Raw genomic sequence first — 22054 nt, 5'->3', positions numbered from 1 at the left:
TGCTGTTTATGGTTTAATAGCCTATTTAATTTTCATGTTTGTTAGACAAACTACCCGCCAAAGATTATTTTAAATTAAAAAAAATCCTAGTATTTTATTTCATAGTTAATTTTATCTTTAGACTTTATAAGGAATTAGACAAAAAAACCGTAATACCTTATTCATCAAAACTTTAAATCTAAGATGCAAGTTAAAAAGTTATTAATATGTCATGTTTTTAAACAAAAACAGATGTTATGTCTCCTGTTCTGTTTATTCCTTTTTGGAATGAATACACAGTTGTTTTCACAAGAAAAGAAACCAAAGGTTGCTTTGGTTTTAAGTGGAGGTGGCGCTAAAGGTATCGCCCATATTCCTGTAATTCAAGCTTTAGATAGTTTGGGTATTGTTCCAGACCTTATTATTGGTACGAGTATGGGAAGTATTGTTGGAGGCCTTTATGCCATGGGATATTCTGGCGATAGCATTGCTAAAATTACCAAAAGCGCTAAATGGACGGAACTTTTAGGAGGAAGTGTTTCTTTTAGAGATGTGGGTGTTGAAGAAAAGAGTGAATTTGGTAGGTATTTATTGAACGTGGACGTCATTAAAGGAAAACCTAAAATGAAAGCTTCCATATTAAAAGACCAAAATTTAAGAGAGTTTTTATCGACCACTGTATATCCTGTTTATAATGTTTCCAATTTTGATGATTTATCTATTCCATTTCGTGCGGTAGCAACAGATCTAGTTAAAGGAGAGGTTGTGGTTTTGGATCAAGGATCGTTGGCAGTCGCTTTAAGAGCGAGCATGTCTATACCTAGTGTGTTTCAGCCTGTTCCATACAATGAGACCTTATTAGTTGACGGTGGGGTTATGGATAATTTTCCGGTGGATGTAGCTGTGGCCATGGGAGCAGATATTATTATTGGAAGCGATGTTGGTGGCGGTTTACAGCCTATAGAGAAATTGAATAATATTCCCTCTATTTTGTTTCAAACGTCCATGTTAACCAGTAATATTAAGAATCCAGAAAATAGAGCTCTTTGTACTATTTTAATAGATCATGTAGGGAATTTAACCTATTCCACTGAGGATTTTGCAAGTGCTCTGGGTATTTTGAAGGAAGGTGAAATTGCAACAAAAAGCAATATTGATCAGTTGGCTGTTCTTGCTGATTCCTTGAAAAAATTTAAGCAACGAGATCATGCCTTACCAGTAATGGAAAATGCTATTTTATTTTCAGAAATTCAATATCACGGGATAAGCAATGAAAACCTGAGTCTTGTGCAAGCTAGAATGGCTATCTCGACCAATAGCACTTATAATATTACAGAATTAACAAATGCCATTGAACGTGCTATGGGAACTGAATTATTTTATCAGATTACCTATAGTGTGAAAGAAGAAGATGGTCACAATATTCTAAACTTATATGGTTTAGAAAAAGCACGTAATCAGTTAAATGGTGCTCTTCACTACGATACTACCGAGGGAGTGGGCGTGGTGGTTAATTATACTGGTAGAAATATTCTTGGGTATTCTTCTAGGTTATTAGTTGGTTTAGATATTGCCGAAGCACCTAAATACAGAGTGCAGTACCAACAAAATGTTGGGGAAACAAAAAATTGGTGGTGGCGAGCAGAATCTTTTGGACAAAAAACAATTCAAAATTATTATTTGTATGGGAGTATTGGAGACGATTTAAAAAATACTTACAATCTGGTTTCCGGTCAATTAAATAAAAATTTAAATTCTTTGAATAATTACGTAGGTTTCTATATAAACTATGAATATTTGGGATTAAAACCAAAATCAAATCCAGATTATACGGAAAATGTATATGATTTAAGAAAATACAAATTCAATAATTTTGAAGTAGGTTTAAATTTTAATCATAATTCCATGAATAAAGTGTTTTTTGCAACCTCGGGAAGTTATGTAAACGTAAGGCTCTCTAGATCTTTAGGTAGCAATATTGAAGCAACTTATAATGATAACCCTGAAAATAATATTACAGGATCGCTCAGTGGTTTTACCAAACTGAACTTTCAGTTTGAAAAACGTGTGCCAATTACTACTAAAACAACGCTTATAGGAGGTGTTAGTTCTGGAATCATGCTTTTGGACGATGTAGATTCTAACGATTTATCGCTTTTAAATTTTGGGCAACCCGCCAAATATACCTTAGGAGGTAGCTTGACTAGTCCCGTTCAAAATGAGTATGCATTTCAAGGTTTAAACACAACCGATTTAATAGTAACGCAGTTTATAAAGGCGAGTGTGGGTGCACAAATAAATCCTTTAAAAAATATTTATGTAACGCCATATCTTAATTTAGCTTCAGTAGGTTTCGATGACTTTGGAGAATATTTAGAAGATTTCTATGCCCCAAAAGGGAATTGGATCAATACAACCGAAACGAGCTTATTATTTTCTGGAGGGACCTCTTTTTCTTATAACTCAATTCTAGGACCCGTTAATTTTGATGTCGCTTATATAAACGATATCAATAAATTGAAGTTCTTTTTTAGTGTTGGTTTGCGCTTTAACATTCCTCATTAAAGTACTTGAAAAGGCAGGCTATTTTAGTTAGGCCTCTTTCTGGATATCTAAAGCCTTCAGTTTTTTACGAATCACATGCCGTGCCGTTTGACTATTTTCAAGCTGGACACGGCATGTCATATTATAAACGAAAGTGCGGTTGTAAATTTGTACTATAATTACAGGATAAAAACGGATTAGTCTCCAGTTTAAAGATAAGTGAAAAAGAAGAATTTAATTAAAAGTGTTAGTTTTGATTAATAGCAAAAGGGCCTCACAGACATGTGAGGTTTTTTTATGGCTTAACATGTCGATTTGACTTCCCAAAGCTCATGCTGGTCTGTTTTTTGAATTTTAGAGTTGGACATGGCATGTCATATTATAAACGAAAGTGTGGTTGTAAATTTGTACTATAATTACAGGATAAAAAACGGATTAGTCTCCAGTTTAAAGATAAGTGAAAAAGAAGAATTTAATTAAAAGTGTTAGTTTTGATTAATAGCAAAAGGGCCTCACAGACATGTGAGGTTTTTTTATGGCTTAACATGTCGAATTTACTTCTCAAAGCTCAGGCTAGTCGGTTTTTAAAATTTTAGAGTTGGACATGGCATGTCATATTATAAACGAAAGTGCGGTTGTAAATTTGTACTATAATTATATGAAAAAACGGATTAGTCTCCAGTTTAAAGATAAGTGAAAAAGAAGAATTTAATTAAAAGTGTTAGTTTTGGTTAATAGCAAAAGGGCCTCACAGACATGTGAGGTTTTTTTATGGCCTAACATGTCGATTTGACTTCCCAATGCTCATGCTGTTCTGTATTTTGAATTTTAGAGTTGGACATGGCATGTCATATTATAAACGAAAGTGTGGTTGTAAATTTGTACTATAATTACAGGAAAAAAACGGATTAGTCTCCAGTTTAAAGATAAGTGAAAAAGAAGAATTTAATTACAAGTGTTAGTTTTGATTGATAGCAAAAGGGCCTCACAGACATGTGAGGCTTTTTTATGATTTAAAATATGCCTTTTAATCCAATTCAGTCACCAGTTCTAGAAACTCCGGTTTTGTGATATTACCAAAATAGTCCGATATTGAAATGTTTTCAAGAGACTTGGAAATTTTTACTTTATCGTAAGCTACGCCTTCCAGAAGCTTTTCAATGTCTGATACTGGTTTTTCTCCAAAAAAATCTCCATAAATCTTTAGTTCAGAAATATGTCCCTTTTCAACATAAATACGCATGTCTATTTCTCCAATAGCAAAACGCTTGTTACGTTGGATGTTGAATTTTGGAGAACGTCCAAAATTCCAGTCCCATAAATCGTATTTCTCAGCTTTTAATTGGTGTACGGCTTTCCATTCGTCTTCCGTAAGTCTATAGGTTTCAAAAGGCTCACTTTCTTCATAAAGCCCAGTAAGTAATTGCTTTTTAAAATCTTCCATGGCTAATGGTGTTTTTAAAAATTCGCTAATATTAGCTACCCGACTTCGAACAGATTTATGACCTTTAGATTCAATTTTGCTTGCTTTTACTTGAAGTGCTTTAACTACTTCATTCATATCTGTATCAAAAAGTAAAGTACCATGACTAATCATGCGTCTGCCAGTTGAAAATTGAGCTGTACCCGATATTTTTTTATCGTCTACCTGAATATCATTTCTCCCTTTTAATTGGGCAGTAACGCCCATATTATTTAAAACACGAATTACAGGATCTGTAAATTTCTTGAAATTACTGATGCTTTTTCCATCGTGGTTAGTAATAAAGCTAAAATTAAGGTTCCCTAAATCGTGATAAACAGCACCACCACCGGAAACTCTTCGAACCACATGAATGTGATTCGCATCGACATAATCCTGATTAATTTCCTGAATGGTATTTTGATTTCTTCCTATAATGATTGAAGGTTCATTTATATAAAACAGCAAATAATTTGTGGAGCTATCAAAATTTCTAAGAGCATATTCCTCTAATGCTAGATTGAGCCTTGGGTTGGTAATACCTTCATTTTCTATAAAAATCATGAGTCTGAGTTGTTTTTTAGCCTTGCAAAGATAAATAAATTGTGTGTAAATATGTCTCATGACATGGAATGTCATCATGTATTAAACGGAATCGATTTACATTTGTACTATCAAACTACTAATAGTAAAAGTTTAAAGTAGGTTTGATAGGTTTTTAGAATTGGTTGATTTGAAAAATATCCAGATTGATTAATAGCAAATGTTTTTTGGTTAATTGTAGGAGGCTTGCAGAAATGCAGGTCTCTTTTTTTTTGTAATTTGTTGAGGTCATTTATTTATAGGGTGACATTTTTTGAATGATGGCATAAGTTGTTCAGAAGCGTGAGATACTTTTGAGATATAACACTTTTAATCCAAAAACATCCGTATTTTGGTTGTACCAAATTTCAGCAATGACTTTCCAATTAAAATTCTTTTTATTTCTTTCTATAACCTTTGTTACTAATGGTTTTGCTTTCAACAACTTTGAACAGCAAAAACCTGTAGATAGCGCGGCATACTATTATCATAAGATTATTAAACCAGATTCTAAAGCCGATTTAGTAAAGGCCTTTGTTTATTATCAGAATAAAAAAGATGAAAATATAAAGCAGAAAGATACTTTAAACACTATTTATAGTCTGAGACAAATAGCCATTATTCAAAATAAATTAGGCATTTTATACGACAGTGAAACCACGGCAATAGAAGCTCTATTTTTAGCAGAAAGATTGCCTTTAAACCAAACCTCCAAGGAATCTAGAGTAGGTATTTACAACCACTTAGGGCGTGTTTATAACGAAATGCAGGATTATGATAATGCCATTATATATTACCAAAAAGCACTTGCTCTAGCAGAAACCCAGCAACAGCAATTGGTATTGCGAAATAACATTGCCTATGCACAACTTAAACGGCATAAATTTTTATTAGCCCAGCAGGAATTTGAAGCTATATATAAGGAGAGCAAAGCACTAAACGATTCGGTTAATATGGCTCGCACCCTAAATAATTTGGGGATTGTAAAAGGGGAATTGCAGGATAAAGAAGCCATGATCGATTTTAAAGAAGCCTTGAACATTCGCTTGGCTTTAGGAAATAACTCCGATATTCTTGGAAGCTATTACGACCTATCTGAATATTATAAAAAAGAAGGAGATCTTATACAAGCTGCATATTATGCCAAAGAAGCTTATAGATTAGCTAAAATATCTGAAAACCCCAATCATTTGACACATGCTTTAAGTTTGTTAATGAGCTTAAAAGACGATCCAGATGTGATTTTGTATGACCGGATGATGGACAGCATCCAAACGGTTAATTTATTGGTAGAAGGAAAATATGCCTCAAAAAAATATGCCTTGGCAAAGCAAGAAGCCCTTGCCAACGAAAGACTTTTAGAGCTTGAAAAAGAAAAGAATTTAAAATATCTCTACGCATTTCTGGCATTGATAGTTTTGGGTATTGGAATAGTTATTTTATTTTTCCAAAAACATCATCATAAAAAACAAAAGCAATTAGAAATTTATAATACGGAACTTCGGATTTCAAAAAAAGTGCATGACGAAGTAGCAAACGACGTCTATCATATTATGAACAAACTACAGCATAATGATGGAGACAAACATCTCATATTAGATCATTTGGAAATAGTTTATAATAAAACTAGGGATATTTCTAGGGAACATCAAGAAATAAATGTGACAGAAGACTTTAAAAGTATTCTATCAGATTTAATCATTTATTATAAAAATAACGAGGTTAATATTTTAACCAAAGACATTTCAAAAATAGAGTGGTCAACTCTTAAAGCCCATAAAAAAGTGGCTGTCTATCGGGTGTTACAGGAATTGCTTACCAATATGAAAAAGCATAGCCAGGCCAGTTTAGTGGTTTTAAATTTTAAACAAAATAGCCATAGTATTTTTATAGACTATAAAGATAATGGGGTTGGTTGCAATTTAAAAATTCAAAATGGACTCCAAAATGCGGAAAACCGTATGCATACTATAAATGGTTCTATTACCTTTCAATCTGAATTAAAACAAGGCTTTCATGCGGTAATAACGGTTTAATATGTTTAAAAAAGTAATAGTTTCAGACGATTTGGTGAGTATCAATTTAGGAATGTTAACCATTTTAGATACCCTAAAAATAAAGAATGTGGTTTCGGTACAGTATTGTGATGATGTTTATATAAAGGTGAAAAAAGCAGCCTTAGATGGCAGTCCTTACGATTTATTGATAACGGACATGTCTTTTAAGAAAGACCATCGCGATCAAACATACCAATCTGGCGAGGATTTAATTATAGCTTTGCATGAGGAATTTCCAGACCTGAAAGTGATAGTTTATTCCATAGAAGACCGAATTCAAAAAGTAAGAAGGCTTATCAATCTTTATAACATAAAAGGCTATGTATGTAAGGGTAGAAGAGGTCTTATTGAATTATCTGAAGCCATTAAAGCCGTACACAAAGATACTTTGTATGTTTCAGAAGCGGTGTCTCCAGCTTTAAATAAGAAATCCGATTTAGAAATAGACGATTATGATATTTTATTAATGGCCGAGCTATCAAACGGCTTTTCACAAGATCAAATTAGTGCTAATTTTAAAGAAAAAAATATTTCTCCAAACAGTTTAAGTACCATAGAAAAACGTCTCAACAAACTTCGTATTCAATTTAAAGCCAACAATGCCATTCATTTAGTGGCCATAGTTAAAGATTTAGGACTAATTTAAATTTATTTACGGCCATTACGGGAAACAGTAAGGAAATTTAAAAAGACTGCATTATGTTTGTCTCAAGCTATTAATTCATTTTAATTAGTGTGGGAGAATGAAAAGCGTATCTGTAATTAGATGCGCTTTTTTCGTTTGGACCATAATTAAGTGAAACAAAACGATAATTAAAATAGTGCCGATCTTGTTAAAAACAGTGTTACTAAAGGTTTACATGCTTTATTTTTTTAACTTGTAGGCTAATCAAACTTATTAACTACATGAAAAAAACTACTTTAGTATTCGGATTAGCCTTACTAACCTATGGTGTCCATGCTCAAACTTTTCCTAGCCCTTACTGTGCTGTCGATCCTACTGGCACAAGTACAGAAGAAATTACCATGGTTGATTTTGGAGGAACAGTGATCACTAACACAGATGACACTTCCATTTCTATAAACGAAATAAGCACGATTGTGAATGTTTCTCCAGACGAAACTTACGCGCTAGAAGTAGCTGGAAATACCTACGGCCCTTTTGATACGGATATTGTTGCTTTTATAGACTGGAATCATAATGATATTTTAGACGATGCGGGTGAAATTTATGAAATAGGGACCATTACTAATTCTACAGGAAGTGATGGTGTTTCTGTAATGATGGATATTACAGTGCCAACAAATGCTATGTTAGGAACAACGCGCATTCGAATTACCAAAATATATCAAGATCCAGTTTCTCCAGCAGATATTAACCCATGTGCCATCGGATTTTTTCCAAACGGATCGGGACCTTATCCAGGTTTTGGTCAAGCTTTAGATTTTTCTTTAGATGTTGCGCTTCCTTTTCCTAGCCCATATTGTGCTATCGACGCGACTGGCACAAGTACAGAGGAAATTACCATGGTTGATTTTGGAGGAACAGTTATTACAAACACAGATGATACTTCCATTTCTATAAACGAAATAAGCACGATTGTAGATGTTTCTCCAGACGAAACTTACACGCTGGAAGTTGCAGGAAATACCTACGGTCCTTTTGATACGGATATTGTTGCTTTTATTGATTGGAATCATAACGATATTTTAGACGATGCGGGTGAAATTTATGAAATAGGAACCCTTTACAACTCGACAGGAAATGATGGTGTTTCTGTAATGATGGATATTACAGTGCCAACAAATGCTATGTTAGGAACAACGCGTATTCGAATTACCAAAATATATCAAGATCCAGTTTCTCCAGCAGATATTAACCCATGTGCCATCGGATTTTTTCCAAATGGAACGGGTCCTTATCCTGGCTTTGGTCAAGCTTTAGATTTTACTTTGAATCTCGCTCCTTTAAGTGTTGAAACATTTGATGTAAACAGCTTATCTGCTTACCCAATACCAACTACCGATGTTTTAAATGTAACATACAAATCAGTAATCAATGCTGTGAAAATTTATAACCTTTTAGGACAAGAAGTTTTTGCGAAAAATACCCAGGAAGCAAAATTACAATTAGATGTATCATCTCTTAAAACAGGTGCTTATTTTGTGATGGTGTTTGCTGAAGAAGGACAACATACGTTTAGAATTATAAAACACTAATTACAGAATACTACAAATTTAAATAAGTAATAAAAACTGAGCCATGAGAAATCGTTGCTCAGTTTTTTTGATATAATTTGTTTGGATTTTTTTGTTCCCGAAATTTTCCCGTGATATTTCATCAAATAAAAATCTTATCATTATGACGACCAGAGATTTTTTTAAATATTGATTTATTTTGTAAATTTGATATTCACACGTGTAAATTTATCATATGGCTATTCTCGGAAACATTATTAAAGGTGTCATTGACATTAAAGAGTCTCTTAGTTCAGAGGTTAATCCTGTTGAAGCCCAAAATGAGGTGCTAAAACAATTGCTTAACACAGCAAAAGACACTGAATTTGGAAACTACTACAACTTTAAAACCATCCTCGAATCTGAGAATATAGCGAAAGCATTTTCTGAGAAGATCCCTTATTTCGATTACAATAAAATCCATGAAGAATGGTGGTATAAGTTTCAGGAAGAAGCAGATAATGTCACTTGGCCGGGGCATCCTAAATATTTTGCCCTTAGCTCTGGAACCACAGGTAAAACCAGCAAACGCATTCCTGTAACGGACGATATGGTGGAAGCCATTAAGCAGGCTGGAATCAATCAGGTATTTGCCTTAAGTCATTTTGATTTTGAAGCCGATTTTTTCGAAAAAGAAATCATGATGCTTGGAAGTTCTACCAATTTACAAGAAAAGGACAACCATTTGGAAGGTGAAATTAGTGGTATTACGGCTAGTAACATTCCTTTTTGGTTTAAAGGGTATTACAAGCCGGGCGAAGATATTGCCAAGATTGACGACTGGGATGAGCGCGTGCAACACATTGCTGAAAACGCTAGGAATTGGGATATTGGAGCTCTAAGTGGGATTCCGTCTTGGATGGAATTAATGTTGCAAAAAGTCATTTCACATCACAAACTAAATCACATTCATGATATTTGGCCAAACCTTCAAGTATTCACTTCTGGAGGTGTGGCTTTTAGTCCTTACGAAAAGAGTTTTAATGCACTCTTGGGGCATCCCATTACTATTATTGATACCTATTTGGCTTCTGAAGGGTTTATGGCTTTTCAGGCGAGACCAGAAACAGATGCCATGCAATTGGTAACAGATAACGGCATTTATTTTGAATTTGTACCCTTTAAACCAGAATATATAAAGGAAGATGGTTCGTTGGTTTCAGACGCACCTTCTATCAGCTTAAAAGATGTAGAATTACATCAGGACTATGTTTTAATTATCAGTACCGTTAGTGGGGCTTGGCGCTATGAAATTGGCGATACTATTGAATTTACGGATGTGGCACGCGCTGAAATAAAAATTACGGGACGTACCAAGTTTTTTCTAAACACAGTAGGGTCGCAGTTATCCGTTAATAAAATGGATGATGCCATGCAGGAATTGGAGGCGAAATTCGATACAAAAATTCCTGAATATACCATTTGTGCCAAACGTTGCGAAGATGATGAATTCTATCATTGTTGGTATATTGGGAATGAAGATTCTTTAGATCCTGAAGCTGTAGCAAATGCGCTAGATGCTTCATTAAAAGAAGCTAATAAAAATTATAAAGTGGCAAGAAGTAAGGCTTTAAAAGGAGTTCGCGTTAAATTGATTCCCCCAGCTATTTTTTATGAGTGGAATGCTTCCAATAAGAAAAAAGGAGGACAGGTTAAAATGGAGCGTGTTATGAACGAAGAAAAATTCCAGCTATGGGAAGATTTTGTTAATTCGCAGTTGTAGAGGCAGCTTCTTCAGGCACCACGCCATCACGTTCGTTAACAATATCCATAATTTCTTCTGGAGATAAATAATATTTCTCTATACGTAGTTTGTAGGAAGGTGTGATATCTGAATTATTCAGGATAAAATCCTTAGTTTTCAAAATGTAACTTTCCATGCCACTAGAAACGGCATAAGTATCAGCCGCGCGTTCAGCTTCAATAATATGGTTGTCTGAAAGAAGGTATTTAACTCCAAACCAAATTAGATTTAAATTACTTCTATGTTGGTAATCCATAATATGTCCTAGTTCATGACCAATCCATCCTATTAGAATATCCGAAGGAATGTCTTTGGTTGAAAATTCTTTATCCGAAATCTTAAATTTCTCACTAATCAAGATCACATATTCGCGATGCTTTTTAGATTTCAACAGACTACTAAATTTAGGCTGCGCTTGCATGGTCGATTTCTTAATGTTTTTCTTAAATCGGATGTCGATTGCAACATTCTTCAGTTCTGGATAAAAAGCTAAGGCAGTTTTTGCTTCATTTTCAATGGAAGTAGGAACTTGCATCTGTGCGTATTCTTTGGTTGAGATCATAAATAAAATGAGTAATAGAAATAATTTCATTGTGTCTATAGTATAACGAAAATTTTTTGGACCAGCGCAGCGTTTAAATAAATATTAACATGGGTTGTCTTGTTAATAGGCTTACTTGATAAGAAAATTTATAAAAAAAATCGAATCCTATCTAACGCTTATACTATTCCACAAACGATAGCTTTTATTGGATTCCAATAATACAAAAAAGCAAGCTGGAATGCTTGCTTTTCATATTTGAATCTTCGTAATTTTTAAGGTTTTTCAACAGCAACATCTCTTGCTAAGGTAGCGGAATCTGGTTCCTTTCCTAATTGCATGTCTAATGCAAACAAGGATTCGTCCGATGCTTTTGGACCGCCAGCAATCTTCAATCTATCTAATAAGCCCATAACTAGTTTTTCTTCTTCAATTTGTTCTTTAACAAACCATTGTCCAAAATTATAGGTTGCCCAGTCTTTTTCTTCATGGGCCAGATTGACTATGTTATAAATGGCTGTTGTATTTTCAACTTCGTGCTTAAAGGTTTTCTCAAAACAATCTTGTAAATTTTTAGGGTTTGCTGGAGGTGCTTTTATGGCTTCTACTTTAACAGTACCACCGCGCTCCAGAATATATTGCATAAATTTCATCATGTGTTCGCGTTCCTCTTGGCAATGTCTAAAAAAATAATTGGCTATGCCACCAAAGCCTTCACTATCAGCCCAACATCCGTAAGATAAATATATTTGTGCGGCTTCCGCTTCTTTTGTCATTTGACTATTTAAAACAGTCTGTATTTTTTTCGATAATCTATTGGTATCCATAAGTCTTAATTTGATACTAAATTAAGACTCTTTGCCTGTTTTATTGAACTGTTTAGATTCAAATCTTAACGCAAATGGATTTTAAAGGAATCCGAGTTTATAGGGTAATTGAATTATATCTCAGATAAAAACGATTCGTTTTTTGACCATAGACCACTATAAATAGTTTGCAAAATTCAAACTTTTTAAGGAAAGACGTTTTCTTAAACAAAAAACTCACTTGGTAGCCAATTTAAATTATAAAACTTAAATTCAACTAACAACTAACAACTAACAACTAACAACTAACAACTAACAACTAACAACCAACAACCAACAACCAACAACCAACAACCAACAACCAACTAATCCTCTATGCGATTATATTTTTTCAAAGTTTCAATAAGCAAATCATGAGGTAGGGCATAAGCCTTATTTCCATTAATGCCTTCCATGGTTTCTGCGGCAATCATGGCATTGATAATGGCTTCTTCTACAGCTTGAACAGTGGCTTCAAAAACAGGCATCAGTTGATCGTTAGGTAAAGATTGGACACGAATTGTTTCATCCCTATTAAAGGCCTTTTCATTTGCCGTAGAGAAAGCTAAAAAGATATCTCCAGAGCCATTACTCCCGCGACCTCCAACAATCCCAACTCCCAAAGGAATTCTTTGAGCAATGCGTTTTAATTGATGAGGTAACAATGGCACATCTGTTGCAATTATCACAATAATGGAGCCGTCTCCTTCTTGTCTTCTAGATTTTGGTGGGGCATGATATTCATAATTTAAAGTGTCTTTTAATGCTATTCCAACAGGTACACCTGCAATGGATAAGTTTCTTTTGGCTCCAAAATTTGATTGTACAATAGCTCCAACGGTATAAGTTGAATCTTTTATTTTAAAAACTCTGGAAGAGGTGCCGGTACCTCCTTTATAACCCAAACACATCATCCCGGTACCTCCACCAACATTTCCTTCAGCAATTTGTCCGCCACTTGAATTATTAATAGCTTCTAAAACATGTGTTTCCTTTACATGAAACCCATAGATGTCATTTAAAAAACCATCATAAGTTTCGGCTACTACAGGATAGGTATACCACCAATCTTCGCCACTATACCAATCGGTATCCACGTACCATTTTAATACGGCGTCACGAACTACCCCGACACTATTGGTATTGGTAATCATGATAGGCGTTTCTAAAAAACCTGATTCGGTAACCCATGTGGTTCCTGTCATTTCGCCATTGCCATTCAGGCTGTACCAGTTGGCATACACCGGACTGAATTTTTTCGCTTTTCCTCTAGGGAAAATGGCGGTTACTCCAGTTCGTATAGGGCCTTTGCCAACCACGTTTTCTCCTTTTCCTGAAATGATCGTGCTATAACCCACTTCCACGCCTTGAACATCTGTTATGGCATTAAAATTCCCTGGGGTGCCAACAAAGGGCACGCCCAAATCTCTAGCTCTTGGTTTTTGACTGTAAGATTGGAAAGCAATAAGTGCTATTGCCAAAAATAGAAAGAGAGTTTTCATGTGGGTTGGTTTAGATAAGGCGAATTCATTTGAATATGAGTACCTTAAGTTGGTGAAATGCTAAGTTAATAAATTAAATTCAGCATTGGGAATTCTGTAGATTTTTCCGAATAGGTGATGAAACTATGAACTGTTATTTATTTAAAGCAGTATTTTCTTCTTCTGTTAAAAGTCTGGAGTGAATTAAAAATCGCAAACCCAGAGGTATTTCTAAAGAAAAACTGGCGCCTCTACCTTCAGTAATATCTACAGTTAGATGGGTGTGTTTCCAATATGCGAACTGATCTTGATTCATATAGAAATTGACCCCGTTTAGAGTGCCTAAAAGAATGTCACTTTCATCTAAATACATATCGCCTTTTTCAAAAAGCATAGGAGCAGAGCCATCACAACAGCCTCCACTTTGATGAAAAATCAAATCGCCATGTTTTGTTTTTAATTGTTCTAATATTTTTGTTGCTTCTTCTGTAATTGCTATGCGTTCCATAAGTTAAAGGTATTAAAAAAGCTGAATCTTTAAACAATTCAGCCTTTAGTGCTATTAATAAATAATATTTAAAAGAAACCTAATTTGTTTTTATCGTAAGAAATTAACATGTTTTTGGTCTGACGGTAGTAATTAAGCATCATCACATGATTTTCTCTTCCAAACCCTGATTTTTTATAGCCTCCAAATGGAGCATGTGCAGGGTAAGCATGGTAGCAATTCACCCAAACACGCCCGGCTTTTATTGCTCTAGGAATTTGGTATAATTGGTGTGCATCTCGCGTCCAAACACCTGCTCCAAGTCCGTAAAGGGTGTCGTTGGCAATTTCTATTGCCTCAGCTTCATCTTTAAATTTAGTCACACAAAGTACCGGTCCGAAAATTTCTTCTTGAAACACACGCATTTTATTATGACCTTCTAAAATAGTGGGTTGAATATAAAAACCGTTTGCTAGATTACCTTCTAACTTATTTGCAGAACCTCCCGTTAATACTTTGGCTCCTTCATCTTTTCCTATTTTAAAATAAGATTGTATTTTTTCATACTGGTCATTAGAAGCTTGGGCGCCAACCATGGTATTGATATCGTAGGGATTGTCCTGAATAATGGCATTAGTTCTTTCTATAACACGTGCCATAAAGGCATCGTAAATATCTTCTTGTACTAATAATCTAGAAGGGCAGGTACAAACTTCACCTTTGTTAAAAGCAAATAACACAGCGCCTTCAATAGCCTTATCTAAAAAAGCATCGTCTTCATCCATAACCGAATTAAAGAAAACGTTAGGCGATTTCCCACCTAATTCCATAGTCACCGGATTTAGGTTTTTAGAAGCATATTGCATGATTAATTGTCCTGTAGTGGTTTCTCCAGTAAAAGCAACTTTATCTACTTTAGAGCTGGATGCTAAAGGTTTTCCTGCTTCTGGTCCAAACCCATGAACAATGTTTACCACGCCAGGAGGAAACACATCTGCAATTTTTTCCATTAAAAAGGTAGCCGATGAAGGCGTTTGTTCTGCTGGTTTTAAAACCACGCAGTTCCCGGTTACTAAAGCTGGAGGTAATTTCCAGGATAACATTAATAACGGAAAATTCCACGGAATAATCTGGCCAATAACACCTAAAGGCTCCTTAATATTCATGGATAAGGTATTCTGGTCTAACTCGGTTGCGCTTCCTTCTTCAGAACGAATACAAGCCGCGAAATAGCGCCAATGATCTACAGCTAAAGGAATATCTGCATTTAAAGTTTCACGAATGGGTTTTCCGTTATCGCAGGTTTCAATAAGCGCGAATTCTTCTAAATGTGCTTCTATAATATCAGCTACTTTATTTAATAAGGTCGATCTTTCGGTTGCTGAGGTATTTCCCCAAGCTTCTTTTGCGGCATTGGCAGCATCCAAAGCCATCTCAACATCTTCTTTTTGTGAGCGAGGATACTTTGCAATAAAACTATTATCAATGGGCGAGGTATTGTCAAAATATTGCCCTCCAATAGGTTCAACAAATTTTCCGTTAATAAAATTGCCGTATTTCTCTTTAAACTTAGGTTTTGAATAACTCATATAAAATGTTATTTAATTGTTAAATAGTTAAATTTTTATTCTTAAAAATAGATTATCTTTAGTTTTGATAAAGTTATTTTATCATATTCGAATTATCTTGAACATAATTACTATATTTTAGAACATATCTATTATATCTTATTATTAATCCCATTTTTTTGTATTATTGAACATGAAGTCTTTATTAACCGAGCATAGAAATACTAGAAAACTTACCACTTTAGTGGAGAATAGAACCACCTATAGTGCTGATTATGCTGAGCTTAATATCTATGAGACGCATGCCGTTGCCGAAAAAGTCTCGCTTACCTTTGGTTTTCCTATTATAGCGAGCATGCTTACCGGTAAAAAAATCATGCATTTGGATGGTTTTGAAGCTTTCGATTTTTTTCCAGGCGAATCTGTAGTCATGCCAACCAATAAGGAGATGATTATAGACTTTCCAATCGCAACAAAAGACCAACCAACTCAATGTTTGGCTTTGGGGATAGACACCTTTAAAATTGACGAGGTGGTGGATAAGTTTAATCAGCATGTAGCCATTGAAAATGAAAATAATACCTGGGAATTAAACGAAACAACCTCTCATTTAATAAACAATACAGATGTCAATCATTTAATAGAACGTTTAACTTACACCTTCACTAATAATAACAAATCCAAAGATGTTTTATTGGATTTAATGATTCAAGAATTAATTGTTAGACTGCTACAAACCAAGGCAAAGTCTTTAATTATGAATGATTTCAATCAGATTTTTAATGATACTCGAATAGGAACTGTCATTAAATTTATTAAAGATAATTTAACTGATAAGGATATTAATGTGGATGTGTTGGCTAAAAAAGCCTACATGAGTACGTCTCATTTTCATAAGCAGTTTAAAAATACTTTGGGCGTTTCTCCTATAGATTATATCAATTCTGAAAAAATCAAATTCTCAAAAAAACTCATCAAAGAATCTAAAGATTTTAGAATGTCTGATATTGCTTTTAAATCTGGCTTTAATAACACGAGTTATTTTAATAGACAATTCAAGAAAATGGAATTAATGACGCCTCAGCAATTTAAAAAGTCGGTAGCTTCGCCTAAGATTTTAAAATAAGAGTTGTTCTAATCTGACTTGTATTGGTCGTCTAGTTTTTACTCTGCGAATTCAAAACAATCCCTAACATAATCCCATTAAAAATAAAAGAAATGCCATTGGTTATAATAATGGGCCAATCCATTTTAAAAATGCCATATACGGTCCATAGGCCCACGCCTAAGCATAGAATTCCAAACATAACCGGACTCACATCTTCAACTTTCTTAGTTTTTACTGCCTTGATAATTTGTGGCAACACGGCTATGGTCGTAAATATACCAGCAAAAACACCTATAATTTCCTCTAAAGTCATGGTTTATAAAATCAAAATTAGAAATCCTTGATAACTAAATAGCTGAGAAGCCTTTACGGGTCTACTATACTAAGGATAAGGGTGTAACAACACACTATCTTTTGTCATTCTCCTTTGCCCACGCCTTATAACGAGTGTATTGCGATTCATCTAAAATAGGTTTTAAAATAATGTTTTCTGCATCAATACGTTCACTAGCCGATAGTTTGTCGTAAGGATTCTCCATATCTGATTCTAGCCAAGCTTGTAAAGCCTTTTCATAATCTTGTTGTTGCTTGGTTGTCATTTCAAAGTTGGAATATAAACCTTGCTGTCTTTCGGGATCATCCAGATTCCAATGCTCGTTGATACTATCTGTTATGGCCTCATGGGTATATACCTCCTCTTCAAAATTGCCTTCTTCTTTATAATTAGTCGTTTTGGTTATCTGTTCATTCATTGGGTTCTCAGTATCTGCTGTGCTGTGATTGGGCGATTCGTTTTTACAAGATACCCCAAGTACCAAAATGCTAAGGGCTAATATAGTATACCTAGTTTTCATAATAAAAATGTTTAAATTATTTTTAAATATAATTCTGAATCATCTCATTTATTAGCTCAAATCAATTAATTTTTGATGCTAAGGATTTGAAAACTAACAAAACTTCAACAGCGTCATGCTTAAACTGTTTAAGTTATTTATTCTAACGATTGAGTCAATAAACACAAATGGAATTCTTTATTTTTATAAAAAACCAAATACAATGAAAATAAACAAACTCCTATTCCTCAGTTTAATCATGATGTCTTTCCTTGCTTGTAAAACAAAAGAAGAGAAAGACATGAAAGTTTCTGATGGTGAAAAAGAGATGATATCTCAAAAACCAGCAGATACAGTTCAAACAGCCATTGGGCCATTAATTCTACCCAAACCTTACGCTACAGAATCCACTGTAAATGTGAACAAACTAGTAGCTTGGCCAGAAGGTACCATGCCAATGGCTCCTGAAGGTTTTACGGTTACTAAATTAGCAGATGGCTTTAAAAATCCGAGATGGACTTATATTGGTCCCAATGGAGATATGTTTGTATGTGAAGCAAACACAAAAGGTAGCGCCGGACTGATTACCTTGTTAAGAGATTCAAACGCCGATGGAACTTTTGAAATTCGTGAAACCTTTCTCGATGATCTCAAACAACCTTTAGGCATGCTGATTATTGGTGATTATTTTTATGTGGCTAATACAGACGGCCTTTATAAGTATCCTTATAAAACAGGCCAAATGAAGTTAAAACCTTCTGAAGGTGAGAAAATAGTGAATCTCCCTGCTGGAGGTTATAACCACCATTGGACCCGTAATATTATTAGCAACAAAGCCCAAGACAAAATTTATATTTCTGTAGGTTCCTCTAGTAATGTAGGGGAATACGGGATGGACGAAGAAATTAGACGTGCCAATATTTTAGAGGTGGATTTAAACGGACAAAATGAAAAAATTTATGCCAGTGGTCTTAGGAACCCAGTAGGTATGGATTGGAATCCTGCCAATGGAGAACTTTGGACGGTTGTAAACGAACGCGACGAACTTGGAGATAATCTAGTGCCGGATTATGTAACTAGTGTTAAAGAAGGAGCCTTTTATGGTTGGCCTTATGCTTATTATGGAAAGATTGAAGACCCGAGATTAAAAGGGAAAGCTCCAGAGCTTGTTGCTAAAACGCTCGTGCCAGATGTTTCTGTTGGTCCGCATACGGCTTCTTTAGGTCTTAGTTTTTATAACAAAAATCGTTTTCCTGCTAAGTACAAAAATGGTATGTTTGTTGGCCAACACGGCTCTTGGAATCGTTCGGTACTTTCAGGGTATCGGGTTGTTTTTATTCCGTTTGAAAATGGAAAACCAACTGGAGAACCAGAAGATTTTCTTACCGGATTTATTGCTAAAAATAGCGAAACAGATGTTTATGGTAGGCCGGTTGCAGTAACGGTTACCCCTTCAGGGGATTTGCTGGTGAACGACGATGCAGGAAATACCATCTGGAAAGTAAGTTATAACAAGTAGCTACCCGTTTTTTTAATAGGCAATGCCTAAAATGTTATGATATTTAAAGCATGTAAATTAATGACGGTTATTTTTTTAACCGTCATATTAAACCCTTTAATCGCTCAAAATCCGAGTGGTTTAGTTACAGATATTTCTAAAATTCCTATCTCAGGAGTTGCTATTTTTTTAGACGATAAAAAGATTACTGAAACCAATGAAGAAGGTGAATTTACCTTGCCAGAAGTCTATCAGCTTCCTATTATAATTGAACTAAAGCATTTCAATTATGATGTAAAAACAGTTACTTTGGTTAAAGCTTTTAGCCTAATCAGGCTAGTTGCCTTAGATAATACCCAAGACCTAGATGAAATTATTTTATCTTCCACCTACCAAAAGGAAAGTCAAGTGATTATTCCTACGGCTAAGATTTCATCTCAAAAATTAAAAGAATTTAGTCCTACAGATTTAACTTTAGCTATAAACGAAATCCCAGGAGTTTATATCCAAAGTGGCGCCATAAATACCAATCGCATAGTTATTCGCGGTGTGGGTTCTAGAACCTTATATGGCACCAATAAAATTCGAGGTTATTTTAACGGCATTCCTATTACAAATGGCATAGGTGAAACAGCAATAGATGCCTTTAATCCAGAAGATATTGAAAGCTTAGAGATTGTTAAAGGTCCGAAAGCTACCCAATACGGTACCAATTTGGGTGGCACCTTATTACTTAATTCAAAACAAGCCCAAGCAGGTGAAACTTATTTTGAAAGTAGTCTGACTTTAGGCAGTTTTGGGATGTTAAAAAACAATGTGTCTGTTGCAACTGCTAACGAAAAAGTATCTCTTAATTTGAACTACGACCATTTCGAATCCGATGGGTTTCGAGAGAACAGTAACTACAATCGAAATGCGGTATTGCTTACGTCCAATTATCGCATAAATGATAAAAACGATATAGGTTTTTTGTTTAATTATAACGCTTATGTGGCGCAAATATCAAGCTCCATAGGTAAAACGGCTTTTGAAGAAGATCCATCTCAAGCAGCCTATACCTGGAATGAAGCACAGGGCTATGAAGATAACAAACAATTGTTAACAGGCTTAAATTATACCCACCGTTTTACGGATGATTTTAGCAATACCACCTCTGTTTTTTACTCCTATTTGGATCACTACGAACCACGACCTTTTAATATTTTAGATGAATATACCAATGGCTATGGTGCTAGAACCCTCTTTGCAAAAGACTTTCAATTTTTAAAGAAAGTAGCCAATTTGAGCTTTGGTGGCGAACTTTACAGGGATCAGTATCACTGGAAAACCTTAGGAAATCTATACGAGACTAATAACGGAAATGGCAGTTTAGAAGGAGAATTGTTGAGCAATAATCAAGAAAAACGGAATAACTTAAATGTCTTTGCAACCATCACCTTACCTTTTACCAATAAGTTAGAAGCGCAGTTTGGTTTGAATTTTAACAGCACAAACTACCAATTTATAGACCATTTTAATATGGGCGAACAGAATAGAAGTACAGATCGAAATTTCGACCCTATTTTTGCTCCCAACATGAACATCTTATATCGTTTCAATCCAAGTGTTGAAGGGTATGTAAGTATCAGTCGCGGCTTTAATTATCCTTCTCTCGAAGAAACTCTAACGCCCGAAGGACTCGTGAATCCAGATTTAGGTCCTGAAACAGGAATTAATTATGAAGTTGGTACCAAAGCCTTTTTCTTCAAAAACAAATTACAGATACAACTCGCAGGCTACTTATTGGATATTGAGAACCTGCTTGTGGCAGACCGTGTTGGCGAAGATCAATATGTGGGTCGAAATGCAGGTAAAACACAACACAAAGGCATCGAATTATCTTTGTCGTATACAGAAATATTTGCCAATGGATTCCTGCTTTCACCATATGTAAATGCTGAGTTTTCTGATAATAGATTTATAGATTTTGTAGATGGAAATCTGGATTATTCTGGAAACAAACTCACGGGTGTGCCAAATAACAAAGTGAATGGTGGCTTACATCTGGGTTATAAAAATGTTCAGTTCTATACCAATTTTCTATATGTGGGAGAGATGCCACTAGACGATGCAAATACATTAACCTCAGATGAATATACGGTATTTAACACCAAAGTATCTTATAACAATAACATCACAAAACAGCTTTCATTTGAAATAAATGCAGGGATTAATAACTTTACAAATACAGCTTATGCTTCCTCCATTCTAATTAACGCTGTAGGATTTGGTAATACGGAACCGCGTTATTTTTACCCAGGCATGCCTAGAAATTGGTTTGCTGGGTTTAAAATGGCCTATGCTATTTAAAAACCTATTTTCTCATCAAGGCTAGTTTGATGCCAAGCGCAATAAAAATGCCTCCTGTAATCTTATCCAACACCCTTTTTATTCTATAGTTTTTCCGAATCCTGTCTGATAATTTTGAAGCAAACAAAGCTAAAATCAGACACCAGACAGTTCCTGTAAATAAAAAAGTTAGTCCCAATATGAGAAAGGAAAGGGAACTTTGCCCATAGTTCGGATCAATAAATTGCGGTAAAAAAGCTAGAAAAAATAAGGCGACTTTTGGATTCAATATATTAGTAAGGACGCCAGATAAATAAATTTTTTTATAGTTGACTTTGGTTTCTTTTGTACTTAACTCAAAAGATTCTTCCGTTTTTTTAAAGATGCTTTTTAAGCCTAAAAAGATCAAATAAGCCGCTCCCAAATATTTAACGATTTCGAAAGCGGTTGCAGATTTAGCGAGAATAATAGACAAGCCCAAAGTGGCAAAAATGATATGGAAAATGGCTCCAGTAGATATCCCCAAAGCGGATAAAACACCTGCCTTTTTACCTTGAGAGATACTTCTGCCAAGAATGTACATGGTATCCGCTCCTGGAGTCAGATTCAGAATCAGTCCAGCAATTAAAAAAGCTTCAAAGTTTATTATTCCGAACATGTTTTTCTTTAATTAACTCTAAAATAGGTGTTCTGCAAAAGCATATTAATGCTAGGGCAGGAATCTTATTAATTAGCAGATTTTTCTAATGAGCTTCCAAA

17 protein-coding genes are annotated in these 22054 nt (G+C 34.8%); 8 read left to right on the top strand and 9 right to left on the bottom strand.

Annotated elements, in window-relative coordinates; all coding sequences use genetic code 11:
- Positions 1 to 267 precede the first annotated feature (267 nt).
- Complete coding sequence (locus IEV77_RS12545; RefSeq protein WP_229736665.1) at positions 268 to 2544, top strand: patatin-like phospholipase family protein; 2277 nt, start codon at positions 268 to 270, stop codon at positions 2542 to 2544.
- 1006 nt (positions 2545 to 3550) lie between these two features.
- Here IEV77_RS12545 and lplA read toward each other — a convergent pair.
- Positions 3551 to 4549: a lipoate--protein ligase gene (gene lplA / locus IEV77_RS12540; protein ID WP_188465357.1), complete on the bottom strand. Its 999-nt coding sequence runs from the start codon at positions 4547 to 4549 to the stop codon at positions 3551 to 3553.
- Between the two features lie 392 nt (positions 4550 to 4941).
- On the opposite strand from lplA, the gene IEV77_RS12535 reads away from it, so the two are divergent.
- The 4 genes from IEV77_RS12535 to IEV77_RS12520 all read left to right on the top strand — a co-directional run bounded on the left by IEV77_RS12535 (position 4942) and on the right by IEV77_RS12520 (position 10585).
- On the top strand, positions 4942 to 6603 hold the full coding sequence (locus IEV77_RS12535; RefSeq protein ID WP_188465355.1) for a tetratricopeptide repeat-containing sensor histidine kinase: 1662 nt from the start codon (positions 4942 to 4944) through the stop codon (positions 6601 to 6603).
- Position 6604: 1 nt separating this feature from the next.
- Positions 6605 to 7270 (top strand): DNA-binding response regulator, encoded by a 666-nt coding sequence (locus tag IEV77_RS12530; RefSeq protein WP_188465353.1) that lies wholly within the window; start codon positions 6605 to 6607, stop codon positions 7268 to 7270.
- A 260-nt stretch (positions 7271 to 7530) separates the two neighbouring features.
- Positions 7531 to 8844, top strand: coding sequence for a GEVED domain-containing protein (locus tag IEV77_RS12525; protein WP_229736664.1), 1314 nt, complete (start codon positions 7531 to 7533; stop codon positions 8842 to 8844).
- A 214-nt stretch (positions 8845 to 9058) separates the two neighbouring features.
- Positions 9059 to 10585, top strand: coding sequence for a GH3 family acyl-acid amido synthetase (locus IEV77_RS12520; protein ID WP_188465351.1), 1527 nt, complete (start codon positions 9059 to 9061; stop codon positions 10583 to 10585).
- On the opposite strand, the gene IEV77_RS12515 is transcribed toward IEV77_RS12520, so the two are convergent.
- The 5 genes from IEV77_RS12515 to IEV77_RS12495 form a co-directional block, all read right to left on the bottom strand.
- Positions 10569 to 11198, bottom strand: a complete 630-nt coding sequence (locus IEV77_RS12515) for a hypothetical protein (protein WP_373282350.1) — start codon at positions 11196 to 11198, stop codon at positions 10569 to 10571. The two genes, IEV77_RS12520 and IEV77_RS12515, sit on opposite strands and share 17 nt — an antisense overlap.
- Positions 11199 to 11422: 224 nt before the next feature.
- Complete coding sequence (locus IEV77_RS12510; RefSeq protein ID WP_188465349.1) at positions 11423 to 11974, bottom strand: ferritin; 552 nt, start codon at positions 11972 to 11974, stop codon at positions 11423 to 11425.
- A gap of 344 nt (positions 11975 to 12318) precedes the next feature.
- A complete protein-coding gene (locus IEV77_RS12505; protein WP_188465347.1) occupies positions 12319 to 13494 on the bottom strand; it encodes a DmpA family aminopeptidase in 1176 nt (391 codons plus the stop codon).
- Positions 13495 to 13627: 133 nt separating this feature from the next.
- Positions 13628 to 13981: a DUF779 domain-containing protein gene (locus IEV77_RS12500; RefSeq protein ID WP_188465345.1), complete on the bottom strand. Its 354-nt coding sequence runs from the start codon at positions 13979 to 13981 to the stop codon at positions 13628 to 13630.
- Positions 13982 to 14049: 68 nt separating this feature from the next.
- Positions 14050 to 15549, bottom strand: coding sequence for an aldehyde dehydrogenase family protein (locus IEV77_RS12495; RefSeq protein ID WP_188465343.1), 1500 nt, complete (start codon positions 15547 to 15549; stop codon positions 14050 to 14052).
- 172 nt (positions 15550 to 15721) lie between these two features.
- Here IEV77_RS12495 and IEV77_RS12490 point away from each other — a divergent pair, with 172 nt between their 5' ends.
- Entirely contained in the window at positions 15722 to 16654 is a 933-nt protein-coding gene (locus tag IEV77_RS12490; protein WP_188465341.1) for an AraC family transcriptional regulator, read from the top strand.
- A gap of 31 nt (positions 16655 to 16685) precedes the next feature.
- Here the strand turns inward: IEV77_RS12490 and IEV77_RS12485 are convergent, their stop codons facing one another.
- Both IEV77_RS12485 and IEV77_RS12480 read right to left on the bottom strand, forming a co-directional pair.
- Positions 16686 to 16949, bottom strand: coding sequence for a SemiSWEET family sugar transporter (locus IEV77_RS12485; RefSeq protein WP_188465339.1), 264 nt, complete (start codon positions 16947 to 16949; stop codon positions 16686 to 16688).
- Positions 16950 to 17043: 94 nt separating this feature from the next.
- Positions 17044 to 17490, bottom strand: coding sequence for a hypothetical protein (locus IEV77_RS12480; protein WP_188465337.1), 447 nt, complete (start codon positions 17488 to 17490; stop codon positions 17044 to 17046).
- 202 nt (positions 17491 to 17692) lie between these two features.
- Between IEV77_RS12480 and IEV77_RS12475 the strand changes: the two genes are divergently transcribed.
- Together IEV77_RS12475 and IEV77_RS12470 are read left to right on the top strand one after the other, a co-directional pair.
- A complete protein-coding gene (locus IEV77_RS12475; protein WP_188465335.1) occupies positions 17693 to 18988 on the top strand; it encodes a PQQ-dependent sugar dehydrogenase in 1296 nt (431 codons plus the stop codon).
- Between the two features lie 36 nt (positions 18989 to 19024).
- Positions 19025 to 21316, top strand: a complete 2292-nt coding sequence (locus IEV77_RS12470) for a TonB-dependent receptor (protein WP_188465334.1) — start codon at positions 19025 to 19027, stop codon at positions 21314 to 21316.
- Between the two features lie 4 nt (positions 21317 to 21320).
- Here the strand turns inward: IEV77_RS12470 and IEV77_RS12465 are convergent, their stop codons facing one another.
- Positions 21321 to 21953: a LysE family translocator gene (locus tag IEV77_RS12465; RefSeq protein ID WP_188465332.1), complete on the bottom strand. Its 633-nt coding sequence runs from the start codon at positions 21951 to 21953 to the stop codon at positions 21321 to 21323.
- Between the last annotated feature and the right edge of the window lie 101 nt (positions 21954 to 22054).

The organism is Xanthomarina arctica (assembly GCF_014638915.1).
GTDB lineage: Bacteria > Bacteroidota > Bacteroidia > Flavobacteriales > Flavobacteriaceae > Xanthomarina > Xanthomarina arctica.
This window is presented reverse-complemented; position numbering and strand designations above follow the sequence as displayed.